The organism is Pedobacter petrophilus (assembly GCF_009674725.1).
In the GTDB taxonomy this organism is placed as follows: Bacteria; Bacteroidota; Bacteroidia; order Sphingobacteriales; family Sphingobacteriaceae; genus Pedobacter; species Pedobacter petrophilus.
Genome location: NZ_WKKH01000074.1, coordinates 1 through 13,107 on the forward strand (window position 1 = coordinate 1; position 13,107 = coordinate 13,107).

The window sequence follows — 13,107 nt, forward strand, 5'->3', positions numbered from 1 at the left end:
GACACCTCAATTATCGAAGCGATGGTAAATAACCAGTACAAACCCATTACCGGAACCCTTTTAATTAAGAAATCTGAAGAAGATGCCAAAATGAAAGAAGTCGATTTTGAAGATGGCTACATTGTAAAGTATTCCGAAGGAATCAACATTGTTGGTGATCATCCGATGACGCTTAAATTCCAGATTTCAGCCAGAAAGCTGAAACTCGGAAATGCAGAGCATCTAAACGATTGGCCTAAAGCCTAGTTGGAGGTACAGGGCAGAAAGGTCGAAGGTATAAGGATTAGGCATGAGGTAATTAACGCTAAATGCTAACCACCATTACGCTTCAATCCACGCCAAACGCTATCCCCAAAGCTTACTTTATTCATTTTTTCAAACATTAAAAGAAATTATCATGGCATTTAAAACCAGATTAACATTAGGTTCAAAGGAATTTGATGTATTACAGTGCAGTTTTTCATTAAACAGAGATGTAGATGCAAAAGGTCGTCCATCTTCGGGTGTATATGGTGGAACCATTAACATTGAAATCGAATCTACAGAAGATACTTCGGTAATCGAATCGATGGTAAATAACCAGTATAAACCACAAGCAGGAACAATTACCTTCAAAAAAGGCGAAGAAGATGCTAAAATGAAAGAATTAACCTTCGAAGATGGTTACATTGTTCAATATAGCGAAGGTATTGCTGTAAACGACAATACACCAATGACACTTACTTTCGTCGTATCTGCGCGTAAACTCAAATTGGGTAATGCAGAACACGAAAACGATTGGCCAAAGGCATAGTTCTCAAAATAGAAATCATCAGGAAGTGACTGGTTCTGCCAGTTGCTTTTTGATGCATTATACCCAATTATAATTGCCTGTACATTTAAATTAACACGCTACTCATGCTCCCTTAACCAAAATCTCGCATGCTTAAGCATAGATCTTACTGACTTTGATGCCGGTATAGATGATATAGGAAATTCTTACCTGCCAGTGAAATCATTTTTTTCATTTCACATCGGCGGCATTTGCAGCATCCCATTTTCTCGTTGTTGTTGCAATTAAGCTAGAAACAAATATGGAAAAGAAACTCATCACCGAGATAAATATAGAAGATAAGGCGATAAACCACTTCGCATCCTTCAGCCTTCAACAGGCCTTCAACAGCCATCACTATTTCGAACTGCGGTTTAACCACGATCAGATGGGTGCGCCAGGTTTGATTAACCTGAATGACAGTCGCGATTTTGTAGGTAAAACCCTAACCGCATCTTTTGGGTACTCACATGAGCAACTTCAACATTTTTCAGGATTAGTAACCCGGGTAGAACTGGCCCAAAGCCATGGTTATCATGGGGTCTTAATTGTAAGCGGTTACAGTCCTACCATCTTAATAGACCGTGGTGAAGACCTGGGTTCCTATCTCGATAAGGATTTAAACGACATCGTAAAACTGGCTGTTAATGATACCCCTGCTAACGATTTGAAAATAGTAGCCAATGCCAGCCGTACGGCAAGCATTGATTACCTCATCCAATATAAAGAAAGCGATTGGGAGTTCCTCAACCGCTTATCAGGCGAATACCATGAGTGGCTTTACTATGATGGCCAGCAATTAAATTTTGGAAAGCCTGATGTGCAGAAAGATGTGGCCTTGTTTTATGGCCGCGATGTACACAACCTGCAATATGCCATGGAAGTTTCGCCTATTAAATACAAGCGTTTTGCCTATAACCCCAAGCAGGATGAAATGCTGCAGAGTGAAAGCAGTGGCAAGGCAGATGGCAATCCAGATCTGGCACATGCCATAAAGGCTTCTAACCTGATGTATAGCAAAACATTCAACCAGCCATCACTAATCAGGGTGGATAATGGGGGCGACATCAAAAGCCATGTAGAAAATGAAGAAAAAGCACACATTAGCGAACTGTTAAAAGTAAATGCCAGTGGAGATAACTGCGAATTGGGCATCGGCACCATTGCTGAAATTACCATGAGCATCAGGCAGGAACTTGCCTTCGCCACAGAAAGCTTAGGGCAATTCCTCATCACCAGCATTACCCACAACCTGGATGGAACAGGTAAATACCACAATACCTTCGAAGGTGTGGTCGCTGATACCGAAAGGATTCTCGTGAAAAATTATGATAAACCAAGCCCGGATATGCAGTTGGCTGATGTGATCGATAATGATGACCCGGAAGGCCAGGGCCGCATAAAAGTGAAGTTTAAATGGGAATGTTTAACTAATAATGTAACCGAATGGCTCCGGGTAGTAACACCAGATGCCGGAAGCAGTGAGAAAGTAAGCAAAAACAGGGGCTTTGCATTTGTACCGGAAAAAGGCGATCAGGTGGTCATCGCTTTTGAAGAGGGAAATATTGCCCGCCCGATTGTAATGGGTTCCATTTTTCATGGTAAAATTGGTTCAGGTGGTGGCCAAACCAATCAAACCAAATCCCTTACCACCAGAAGTGGGAATACCATTGTTATGAATGATCATGATGGAAGCATCAACGTAAAAGATCCAAGTGGAAATGTGCTTACCATGCATGGAAACGGAGAAGTCACCCTTACGGCCCCAAATAAATTCACCATCAATACCACCGATTTTATTGTAAACGCGAGCAACAGTATTGCCATTAACGCACAACCTGGCGAAGAAGGCGGTGGAGAAGGTACTATCGCCATCAGTGCGAAGAAAACCATTGCTGCAACAGCCGATACCGAAGGTATAACGATTGATGCGACAACCATGGGGGTAGCCATAACCGGTAAAACAGATGTAAGTTTGCAAAGTACAACTGCTACGGCCTCATTTAAAGGGAGTACAGAAGCCAAAATAGATGGTGCTAACGTGAAAATGAATGGAACAGCTACAGTCAGAATTAATTCAAGTGATACCGATATAACCTAAAAGATTATGCCTCACGAATTAGAATATATTGTAGACCAGGCCGTTTGCCATTGCGATAAGGGTGCCGCCCCTAATTTTTTTACGGGGCTGGCCAATAAGAACGTAAAAATTAATGGCTGCATGGCTTGTACCAAGGCCGATAAAATTCCAAAGAAAAATATCCCATCATTTGGGGTATGTAGTGTAACTGGCGGTGCCTGCACACCGCTGCCAATCGACTGGACGGATACCTACAAAGTAAGAATTAAGGGAGAGGAAACCTTACTCTTTAAATCTAAATTGCCCTGTAGTGTGGGTGGCAAAATCGAATTCATGACCAGCGGCCAGGTACCGGTTAGTCAGGAAGATTTGGATAAAATGACCGGAGAGCATAGTGAGCAAGAAAAAGAAGAAGACGGATTAAGTTGGTGGGATGCTGTAGAAATGGTTCCGTTTATAGGAGGTGTGGTGGGGATTGTACGCTCTGGAATGAAAGACCCTACAGATTGGCTAGGTGTAGGGCTCAGTGTAGCATCACTGGCATTGGATGTGGGTGGCCTATTCTCATTTGGTGCTGGTAACGCTGCATCAGCTGGAGTAAAGGCCGGTAAATTGGCCAGAGCAGGTGCAAAAGTGATTAAAGCTGCCAATAAAGTAAAAAAAGCAGCCAAACTAACCAAATTAGGTGCAAAAGCTTTAGGAAAAAGCCTTGCCAAGCATGTAGATGATATTGCAATGGCTACAGGTAAAGTCTGTGTTTTTGCCTGTTTCCCAGCCGGAACAAAAGTACATGCGGCATCCGGGCAAAGAAACATTGAGGACATAGTTGTTGGTGATGAGGTTTGGGCATGGGATGAAGAAAGTGGTGCTATTGCACTAAAAGCTGTTACAGCTACTATGCAACGCGAGGTTGATGCTACAGTGGAAATTACACTAGAGGGGGAGACCATCGAAACAACAGCAGAACATCCCTTTTATACCCGGGATGGGTGGAAAGATGCTGCAGACTTGACGCAAGACGATGAGTTACAAACAAAAGAAGGTGATTGGGCTTTTATTAAAAAACATAATTTTGCATACCAAAAGCGTAAAGTTTTTAACTTTGAAGTAGAAGGCTGGCATACTTATTTTGTGGGGGTATTGGCGTGGCTGGCGCATAATGCACAGGTTTGTTTAAGTTCGCTGCTAAAGCATGCAACAACATATGGCCTTAAGAGTTATAAAGAATTGAAGGCATTAGCTAAAGGAACGGGCTTACAAGTTCATCATTTAATTGAAAAAAGATTTGCTAATATATTTAAACCTCCAAAAATTCAGAAAGACATGTTGTCTGTTGTCTTAACTAAAGAAGAACATCAAATTTTTACGAATGCATGGAGAAAGGCTTTTCCTTATGGTAAACCCAAACCTACGCCAAGGCAAGTTGAGGATGCAGCAAAAGAGATATATAAAGATTATCCAGAAATATTAAAGGGATTAGGATTATGAAGATTAGATATAAATTTTTAAAAAATTTTAATTCTGAGCAAGTAAAAAAACTTAGAAATTACGATATTAATGTTGAAACAGGCTTTGATGTGTTTTTTATAGATCAAGATGATCCTAATTTAGATGTAATTAAAGATATTTTAAACATAGTTTCAAATGAAAATATCATTTATGATACGGTGTTCTCAGAAATAGATAGGAGCAAGGCATCATATTTAATGGTATATCCTTCAAAAATGTTGGGATACCCTCAGCCAGAAGAGGAAGATTTTGAATTTCCTTTTGATATTTACCCTTATTTGAAAGGAGTTTTTGAAATTGAGAAAACAGATACCCTATATGGCCTACTTAAAGGGAGGCAGATAAATAACTTTAATTTTAAAAAGGAACCTAATTGGGGAAGTTCATCTATAGGCTCAGGCTTTTGGATCGAAGATTTTCTTTTTACTAAGCCAGAAACCTTTGAAAAATTTTTTGAACCTTTAGGTATTAAATCTATGCCAGTACTAGAGTATAAGACTAAAAAAGAATTAAAAACCGTTGTTCAATTAGTTTCTCAGGGTACAGCAACTGCCAACTTAGATATAAAGGATTATCAAATAGATCAAATACAGCAGGTAGAAAGCTGGGGAATTAAAAAGTATACATTATTAGATAAGGGATTTTACCCTAGTTTTATCGGTAATCCTGGTACTCTTGATTTATTTTCAACCAAGGAGTATTTTGGATCAGGCGGCGTGACCGAAAATCAAATCATTATATCGCAAAAACTTTATCAATTACTAAAAAAGAATAATGTTAAGGGTTTAAGTTATAAACCAATGGAATATTAATATGGAACTTAGCTACGAAGCACATTTACAGATAGTAAACTTTATTGTTAAAGGATCAGAATTCAGAAGTAAGTTTCTTTTTAAGGAAGCCCTGGGTATATATTACTCTGGATTGAAATTAATACCTGAATTAAAAGCAGATTATGACGAAAATACTTGGTTGGAAACGGAAATAGGTAATTGTTATTTTGAGTTTCAAGATTTTCATAAAGCTGTTTTACACTATCAATCTGCATTGATATCAGAAGATGGTATAGACGACGCTTTTATCTGGTTTAAACTTGGATGTTCTTTTTATCTTTTAAATGATATGGACAATGCTATTGTTCATTTAAAACAATCGTTTACTTTAGAAGGAGATGAGTTTTTTACAGATGAAGATCCAAAATATTTATTAGTAATAGGCCAGCATCCTATTGAAAAAAAAATAAATGTTTTCCATCTTCAAGAATCAAATACCATTAATTACCAACTTCCTCCAGATTGGAAAAAGAATTAATATCTAGCGACTTAACGTCGCTTTTTTATTGTAAGAGAATTCTAATAGAACAACCAAAAGCGTAAAGTTTTTAACTTTGAAGTAGAAGGCTGGCATACTTATTTTGTGGGGTATTGGCGTGGCTGGTGCATAATTTGCAAAATGTATTACGGGTACAATTAAAAAAATCAGTAAAAGACTTAGGTATTTAGGAAGAACACCAGGAAAAGCCTCCAAGACAGGGCTAGAGGTTTTTGAAAGGATGAAGAAATCAGATACTGCTAGAGAAGTTACTGATGATTTTGGGAATGTTGTTAAGGAATTTTATGACGCTGAAAATAAAATATGGCGAAATATTAAAGAAGCCGATATAGGGCACATAGAAGATGCGGTTTCGTGGTGGAATAAAACAGGCCGAAATTACGGAGCAAAATCGAATGAAGTAAGGGAGTGGATGTTGGACTCCAAAAATTATGTTTATGAATATTACAAAACAAATAGAAAGTCGTGGAGCTCAATTATTAGAAGAATACTTACCCCCTTAAAAATAAGAATAAATATGAGTAGTAAAGAATTAAATGCAGAAGTGCAAGAAATAATAGACGTATATACGGTAAATGCACGAGAATGTTTTAAAAATAAAGATTTTGATGGATTTGTCAAATGGCAACTTGAAAAGTGGAATACTATTCCAAATCCAAAAGAAGATTGGGAAGAGAGTTTCAGGGTGGCGAAGGTTTTGATTACTTTTTATTCTAAACATAATAAGAATTTCGAAGAAGCAAATAGGTGGTTATTACAACTTGCATTTCTGGACGAAAAGCAACAGCAGCATCCTGGTGAGTTAAGTTTTATGAAAGGAAAGGTGTTTTTTGAAGAAAATAATTATTTAGAGGCACTCAATTTCTTCAGGAATGCTTATAATGAATCAGAAGGACATTGCTATGGAAGCGGTGATGATGTCTACTTTGATTTTTACCGTAATCCAGAAAAATACATTAAAAAATAGCTATGGAATTACCAGATGAAATCTACGATAAAATAACTGCACTATCAGAAAAAGGAGACCAATATGCAGAGCATGAACAGTTCACTTCCGCATTGAAACAGTACGAAGAAGCCTTAGCGCTTTTACCCGAGCCAAAAATGGAATGGGAGGCAGCAACGTGGCTTTATGTTGCCATTGGTGATGCTTGGTTTAATAAGCAGAAATTAAATGAAGCTATGGATGCCTACCAAAAAGTGCTCATGAGTCCAGATGGGACAGGAAATCCCTATGTATGGTTTTCAATAGGACAGATTTACTTTGAGCAAGAAAATTATGAAAAAGCAAAAACCCACTTTATGAGTGCTTATATGTTAGATGGAACTGAGATTTTTGAAGATGAAAATCCTGAATATTTCAAACTGATAAAGGAAGAAACCGAAAAAGCCCCGGATGAAAATATTTAAAACATAGATAAAAAGGTTCTGGTTTGCTTCCAACCAAATTGAAATAAAAATTATTCTTCACCGCATGCGTGGTACAGCCAAATCCCAGTCCTAAAGCATGATAGTTGCATTTTAAGGCATTTAAATTGATTTATAGCGGACTAGAAGTCTTAATTATTATTAATCTGGATAAATGGCCTCAAACACGCCCAATTTAGTGCCGACTGGAATAACCATATATACTATACTTATTGTGCCGGAAAAAGAAGACAATATGAAATAGTGGGCAGCTAATGAATAGGAAACTTCTATATTTTATTAGGCTGTCTTCGTTATGGTTAAAACGTTTAATTATTGTTTTAAGTTTTAAAGTGGTTTATTTATGCAGATGCGGTATAGTCTTTGCTTATACTCCAACTCAAATTTTATAGCACTTAATTAAATTTTAAATGATCATGAACCCTATCGTACGTTATCCGAAACAAATTTTATCCTTATTAATTTTAAGCATTCTGTTTTTATCATCCTGTTCAGAATCGCCAGAAAAGTTCTTCGACATCACCGTTCTCAACACCAATACCATTAATGACTTTGCAAGTGCAGATCTGGCCCGCCATATTGCCGATGAAGCGAAAGAATTTCCAGATATTCCATCAAGCAAAAAAAAGGGAAATGAAGCCGTTACCAAAATCAATTACCAGATCCAATTCTTAGATCAGGCACTTGATAAAATTAAAAAGTTATCTGCCTCCGGTGATGAACAAAAAGAAATACAAAAGTTATCAACCGAACTCTTTGAATATGTGATTCCGGTTTATAAAAATGAATACCTGGCCTATGCAAAATTATGCGATGCACAGGCTGCGCAAAGCGACAAAGATGAAATCATCAAAAGTATCGATGCCAAGTACGGTGCTGCTTTTGAACAAAAACATAATGCTTTGATGGAAAAGGGAAAAGCATATGCAGCGGAACATAATATCCAGGTAAGCTGGGGACAATAAGTTTCGCTTGACTTTAATTGAAGTCCGAAGTAAAACATAGAGGGTGTAGGTATTTTATTGTACTTACACCCTTCTTTTATTTTAAGGAATAGATATAATAGGAGAGTTACTTGATTCCTGAATTTAGTTTAACCACAGATGGACACAGATAAGACAGATCAGGTGATATAATTTTAAAAGTTACTAACGCTGACTTTACAGGCGCTGGTAGCATTAGTAATTTTGAACCAATAAGATCCTGAATCAAGTTCAGGAGGACGTTTCGTGAACTTCGTTTATGAAGGAAGTAACTTATCCGGCGTAATTGGCAGAGATCTGATCCGTTTTCCTATGGCATTAAAAACAGCATTTGCGATTGCTGCAGCTACCCCAACAATTCCAACTTCTCCAATACCTTTAACCCCCATTTTATTTGGAATCAAATCTACTTCATTGATAAACATGGCATCCAACTGGCCAACATCAAGGTTAGCAGGTACGTGGTAATCTGCAAAAGATCTGGTTGCAAAATTGCCATACCGGGGATCAATAACCGATTCTTCTGTTAAAGCCATCCCGATTCCCCAAATGTTTCCACCAATAATCTGCGACCTTGCGGTTTTAGGATTCAGAATTTTTCCCGCACCTGTAACGGCAAGAAAGCGGGTAACTTTTACCATGCCCGTGTTTTTGTTGATGCTAACCTCAGCAAAATTAGCGTTAAAACTATGTGCTGAATATTGCTCTGCTTCTACAGGTGCCTTAGAGGTGCTCTGCGTTTCAAAAGCAGCTATATTTTCTGAATTCATCAGGTCACTTGCAGTTGGCCTCACGAAGAATTGTTTACCAGATTTCGCAATCAATTCGTCCGTAATCTTGTTACATGCATCATTTACTGCATTTGCAAAACTCGAAGCGCCAACGGAGCCAACTGATCCCGCGGCAGGGGGTAAATCTGAATCTCCAAGTTTGATGGTAATCTGAGCAACCGGAATCCCCAGGCCATCTGCTGCGGTTTGCGCAAGAATGGTATTGGTTCCTGTGCCAAGATCTGATGCAGCGATTTCTACAACTGCATATACCAATCTAGATTTCCGGCTGAGCTTAATTGCGGCAGAACTTTCCCGCTGACGGGCAGGATAAGTGCCGCAGGCTACGCCATAACCAATTAAATCATCACCAGAAAAATTAGTTCCCGGGGTTGATTTTCTTTTCTCCCAACCAAAGGCCTTAGCACCTTCTTCTAAACATTTTACGGTTGTTCTGGAACTCCACGGTTTCCCGTTTGAAGGATCTTTTTTCGGTTCATTCTTAATTCTCAACGCAATTGGATCCATCTTTAGTTGATGTGCCAACTCATCCATTGCAGATTCTAGCGCAAAACTCCCGGTAGATTTGCCCGGACCACGTGTATAGGTTGGAAGAATAATATTCATCGGTACTACCCGATACGAGATTAATGAGTTGGGCACTTCATACATCACTTTTGAACAGTCGCCGCAAGGTTCTATGTATTCAGAATCGACTGCTGTATGCGAAATGATTTCGTGGGCTAAGGTAGTTAATATGCCATCTTTAGTAGCGCCAAGGCTAATCTTTTGAATATTTCTTTGTCGCAAGCCTACAGAATTAAACATCTGCTGACGGGTGAGCGCTAATTTTACGGGCCTGCTTGTCATTTTAGCGGCTACTGCTGTTAATACTAAATTTGCCCATTGTCCGCCTTTTGAGCCAAAGCCACCACCAATATAAGGCGATATGATTCGTACCTGTTCAGGCTTTAAATTTAACGTTGCAGCTGCTGCCGTTTGTGCGCCATTAATGATTTGAGATCCGTTATATAGTATTAAATTTTCGCCTTCCCATACTGCTACTGTAGCATGTGGCTCCATTGGATGATGGTGCTCAATCGGCGTTTCATATTCTTGCTCTATTTTTACTTCTGCATTTACCAGCGCCGCTTTACCCGCGCCCCGCACTAAGTCTGCCAGTTCTTTTCCTTTAGGCATTTCGGGGTTTTTCGCTAACTTTTCGAAGTCTATCTTCTCTGCCTGATCTTGCTGATATTTAACCTGAACCAGATGAGCTGCGGCAGTAGCCTGCTCAAATGTTTCGGCAACAACCATCCCAATATGCTGCCCGTGGAAGGTAATTTCGGGCCCCTGCAAAAGTGCACCACCGCGTAAGCCACCCTTCACATTTAATTTAGGGGCATTCTCGTGGGTGATTATTTTAATTACACCCGGCAACTTTTCCGCTTCAGCGGTGTTGATCCGGGTAATTTTTCCTGCTGCAATTGTGCTTTTAAACAGTACAGCATAAGCCATGTTTTTCGCCGGATAATCTGTAGCGTAACTAGCCTTACCGGTGATCTTCATGATGCCATCTATGCGGTCAATGCCCTGGCCGATAATCTTTTTAGTATCTTTCATATCTTCAGAATCTATTAACCTTTCAACGCCATTTCTAATGCATTGATTAATGTTTGTTTGCCCATTTCAATCTTAAATTGATTGTGAGATAAGGGTTTTGCAGCACTCATCTCCAATTCTGCGGCTTTGGTAAAATTAACCTTTGTAGCCTGTTTCCCTTTTAGAAAAGCTTCTGCGTTTAAAGCTCTCCAGGGTTTATGTGCTACGCCACCCATCGCAATCTGCGCCTGATTAATGGTGTTGCCCTGCAAGTCTAAACCTGCTGCAACAGATACGAGGGCAAAAGCGTAAGAGTTACGATCCCTTACTTTTACATAGGCGGCGTGACCGGCAAAGTTATTTTTTGGAAGATCAATGGTGGTAATCAATTCTCCAAAGTTCAGGCTGTTGTCCTTTTCCGGATGATCTTTTGGAAGCACGTGGAAATCACCAAATGGGATAATTCTTTCATTGCCATTTTGCTGCATGACTTTCACACTTGCATTTAAAGCAGATAGTGCTACGGCCATATCTGAAGGATAAACCGCTACACATTTCTCCGACCAGCCAAAAATCGCATGCATTCTGTTAAAACCTTCCATGGCGGCGCAGCCACTGCCTGGAACCCGTTTGTTGCAAGGCATGGCGATATCGTAGAAATAACTGCATCGCGTGCGTTGCAATAAATTGCCTCCATTGCTGGCCATATTTCTGATCTGTGCAGAGGCACCTGCCAAAATTGCTTTGCTTAACAGCGGATAATCTTTTCTAATGATGGGGTGGTTTGCCGTTTCGGTATTTTTAGCCAGGGCACCTAAAGAAATTCCGGAAGTAGTTGGCTTTATTGTGTTAAGCTGCAGGCGACCCAAATCGATAATTTCTGTTGGATTGGTTACATGTTCCTTCATTAAATCGAGAATGTTGGTGCCGCCAGCTAAAAATGCAGCGCTATTATTTTTTTGAAGCAAGCCTATCGCTGCCGAAGGGTTCTCTGCTATTGAAAACTTAAATGGGGTCATAATCTGATGATTAATATTAGTCTGCGAAGAGCCAGTTCTGCTCAATATTTTTTCCGGTTTGTGCTTCTTTAATTGCCGCAACTATGTTCGGGTATGCACCGCAACGGCAAATATTTCCCGACATCCGCTCTGCAATTTCATCATCTGATAACAGCACTGCCTCGGGTTTATCGCGGATATTTTTAGTGAGGAAACTTGCCTGTCCTTCTTTTGCTTCTTTCATCAGCGCCACGGCAGAACAGATCTGACCGGGCGTACAAAATCCACATTGAAAACCATCGTGTTTTAAAAATGCCTGTTGCATGGGATTCAACTCATTTTCTTTAGCCAAACCTTCTATCGTAATAACTGATTTTCCCTCGCAGGTTGCTGCAAGCGTTAAGCAGGAGAGTACGCGGTTTCCATCTACAATTACGGTGCAGGCACCGCATTGGCCATGATCGCAACCTTTTTTCGAGCCTGTTAAGCCAATGCGTTCGCGAAGCGTATCTAACAAGGTCATCCGCGAATCGACCAATACTTTTTTAGTGCTTGAATTTACCTTAAAACTCACATTAATGCCGTTTTCTATTGCCGCAGGCATTAAATCCGGAATCTCTTCTATTTCCATTGATCTGGCGAAGAGTTGTTCTGCACCTACCATATGGCTCACCAATAAACCAGCAGAGGCCAGGCCCATTAGTTTCAGGAAATGTCGTCGTTTGAGGCCAGAATCCAGTACTTCATTTAGTTCTTCGGGCATAAGGTCGCCGAATAATTTTTCTTCTTCGGGGGTGAGTCGGGAAATGTTTTGTTTCATCAGGCTGTTTTTGAAATGAGAGGAGTTGAAAGTACGGGTTGTTGAGGTCAGTAGTTGATTAACAACATTGTAAAGGGTTGGTTTTGATCAATCGAAAATGATACGGTTTTATTCCTTGAAGGGCGGATCAGAACTGCTGTATAAAACTATGAGGGGAACTCCCCTCCTGATTTAGGAGGGGCGGGGGTGGTTATTTTACTTTAATTATCCTAAATTTTTTTCCTCCCTGTCATTCAGTTCGCAATGGAGAATTTCCGCTGCGCTGGCTTGCCTCGGCTGGCCGCCGAAGGGCTCTAAACTTTTCCTTGATGAAAAGTTTAACAAAAATCAAGGCTTGGATCTGATGTCGGATAAAATCGTTAAAGCTTTGTTTCGGCAGCACAAGTTCCCGATGAAGGATCGGGACAGACGCGCTGCCTTGGGAGTGGTGGGTTGAAAGTTTGTAGGGAAAGCTTTAACGTTTTCTCCTTCCATCATCTCCCAGGCCGGAGAGCAGGGTGGCAATAGCGAGGTGTAAATATATTACTTTAGAGGCAGTGGGTTAAAACGCTCGTCTTCCTGAATTTGTTTCAGGATCTATCTCTTATGCGAAAAATCGTCATTGCGAACGGAAGTGGGGGTTGAGTGAGGGCGTGAAGCAATCTATCTTGTTGTGGCTTATCAATCATTTGGCCGCTGCGCTGTCTTGCCTCGGCTTGCCGCCGAAGGGCTCTAAACTTTTCCTTGATGAAAAGTTTAACAAAAATCAAGGCTTGGATCTGATGTCGGATAAAA

At 40.0% G+C, this 13,107-nt stretch carries 12 protein-coding genes; 9 read left to right on the forward strand and 3 right to left on the reverse strand.

Annotated features, from left to right (window positions below; all coding sequences use genetic code 11):
- From tssD (GJU39_RS23455) to GJU39_RS22165, 9 genes are all read left to right on the forward strand, one after another.
- Window positions 1-246: type VI secretion system tube protein TssD (gene tssD, locus GJU39_RS23455; RefSeq protein WP_280790424.1), on the forward strand; the 246-nt coding region annotated here is incomplete at its 5' end.
- Between the two features lie 151 nt (window positions 247-397).
- Complete coding sequence (gene tssD / locus GJU39_RS22130) at window positions 398-793, forward strand: type VI secretion system tube protein TssD (RefSeq protein WP_154283179.1); 396 nt, start codon at window positions 398-400, stop codon at window positions 791-793.
- 280 nt (window positions 794-1,073) lie between these two features.
- Window positions 1,074-2,912 (forward strand): type VI secretion system Vgr family protein, encoded by a 1,839-nt coding sequence (locus tag GJU39_RS22135; RefSeq protein WP_154283180.1) that lies wholly within the window; start codon window positions 1,074-1,076, stop codon window positions 2,910-2,912.
- A 6-nt stretch (window positions 2,913-2,918) separates the two neighbouring features.
- The gene (locus GJU39_RS22140; RefSeq protein WP_154283181.1) at window positions 2,919-4,379 is read left to right on the forward strand and encodes a polymorphic toxin-type HINT domain-containing protein; all 1,461 of its coding nucleotides are present in this window, start codon (window positions 2,919-2,921) and stop codon (window positions 4,377-4,379) included.
- On the forward strand, window positions 4,376-5,212 hold the full coding sequence (locus GJU39_RS22145) for a hypothetical protein (RefSeq protein WP_154283182.1): 837 nt from the start codon (window positions 4,376-4,378) through the stop codon (window positions 5,210-5,212). The genes GJU39_RS22140 and GJU39_RS22145 overlap by 4 nt, the downstream gene beginning before the upstream one ends.
- A gap of 1 nt (window position 5,213) precedes the next feature.
- Complete coding sequence (locus tag GJU39_RS22150; protein WP_154283183.1) at window positions 5,214-5,711, forward strand: hypothetical protein; 498 nt, start codon at window positions 5,214-5,216, stop codon at window positions 5,709-5,711.
- A 241-nt stretch (window positions 5,712-5,952) separates the two neighbouring features.
- Window positions 5,953-6,699, forward strand: coding sequence for a GH-E family nuclease (locus GJU39_RS22155; protein WP_154283184.1), 747 nt, complete (start codon window positions 5,953-5,955; stop codon window positions 6,697-6,699).
- Window positions 6,700-6,701: 2 nt separating this feature from the next.
- On the forward strand, window positions 6,702-7,142 hold the full coding sequence (locus tag GJU39_RS22160) for a tetratricopeptide repeat protein (protein WP_154283185.1): 441 nt from the start codon (window positions 6,702-6,704) through the stop codon (window positions 7,140-7,142).
- Window positions 7,143-7,576: 434 nt separating this feature from the next.
- Entirely contained in the window at window positions 7,577-8,125 is a 549-nt protein-coding gene (locus tag GJU39_RS22165) for a hypothetical protein (RefSeq protein WP_154283186.1), read from the forward strand.
- A 275-nt stretch (window positions 8,126-8,400) separates the two neighbouring features.
- On the opposite strand, the gene GJU39_RS22170 is transcribed toward GJU39_RS22165, so the two are convergent.
- Genes GJU39_RS22170 through GJU39_RS22180 form a run of 3 tightly spaced genes read right to left on the reverse strand, consistent with a single transcriptional unit; the run spans window position 8,401 to window position 12,333 of the window.
- Complete coding sequence (locus GJU39_RS22170) at window positions 8,401-10,536, reverse strand: xanthine dehydrogenase family protein molybdopterin-binding subunit (RefSeq protein ID WP_154283187.1); 2,136 nt, start codon at window positions 10,534-10,536, stop codon at window positions 8,401-8,403.
- A 14-nt stretch (window positions 10,537-10,550) separates the two neighbouring features.
- Window positions 10,551-11,534: an FAD binding domain-containing protein gene (locus GJU39_RS22175; RefSeq protein WP_154283188.1), complete on the reverse strand. Its 984-nt coding sequence runs from the start codon at window positions 11,532-11,534 to the stop codon at window positions 10,551-10,553.
- A 16-nt stretch (window positions 11,535-11,550) separates the two neighbouring features.
- Window positions 11,551-12,333: a 2Fe-2S iron-sulfur cluster-binding protein gene (locus GJU39_RS22180; protein ID WP_154283189.1), complete on the reverse strand. Its 783-nt coding sequence runs from the start codon at window positions 12,331-12,333 to the stop codon at window positions 11,551-11,553.
- Between the last annotated feature and the right edge of the window lie 774 nt (window positions 12,334-13,107).

Coding starts and splice junctions, on each gene's coding strand:
- tssD (WP_154283179.1), top strand. CDS start 398: ATGGCATTTAAAACCAGATTAACATTAGGTTCAAAGGAATTTGATGTA.
- GJU39_RS22135 (WP_154283180.1), top strand. CDS start 1,074: ATGGAAAAGAAACTCATCACCGAGATAAATATAGAAGATAAGGCGATA.
- GJU39_RS22140 (WP_154283181.1), top strand. CDS start 2,919: ATGCCTCACGAATTAGAATATATTGTAGACCAGGCCGTTTGCCATTGC.
- GJU39_RS22145 (WP_154283182.1), top strand. CDS start 4,376: ATGAAGATTAGATATAAATTTTTAAAAAATTTTAATTCTGAGCAAGTA.
- GJU39_RS22150 (WP_154283183.1), top strand. CDS start 5,214: ATGGAACTTAGCTACGAAGCACATTTACAGATAGTAAACTTTATTGTT.
- GJU39_RS22155 (WP_154283184.1), top strand. CDS start 5,953: ATGAAGAAATCAGATACTGCTAGAGAAGTTACTGATGATTTTGGGAAT.
- GJU39_RS22160 (WP_154283185.1), top strand. CDS start 6,702: ATGGAATTACCAGATGAAATCTACGATAAAATAACTGCACTATCAGAA.
- GJU39_RS22165 (WP_154283186.1), top strand. CDS start 7,577: ATGAACCCTATCGTACGTTATCCGAAACAAATTTTATCCTTATTAATT.
- GJU39_RS22170 (WP_154283187.1), bottom strand. CDS start 10,536: ATGAAAGATACTAAAAAGATTATCGGCCAGGGCATTGACCGCATAGAT.
- GJU39_RS22175 (WP_154283188.1), bottom strand. CDS start 11,534: ATGACCCCATTTAAGTTTTCAATAGCAGAGAACCCTTCGGCAGCGATA.
- GJU39_RS22180 (WP_154283189.1), bottom strand. CDS start 12,333: ATGAAACAAAACATTTCCCGACTCACCCCCGAAGAAGAAAAATTATTC.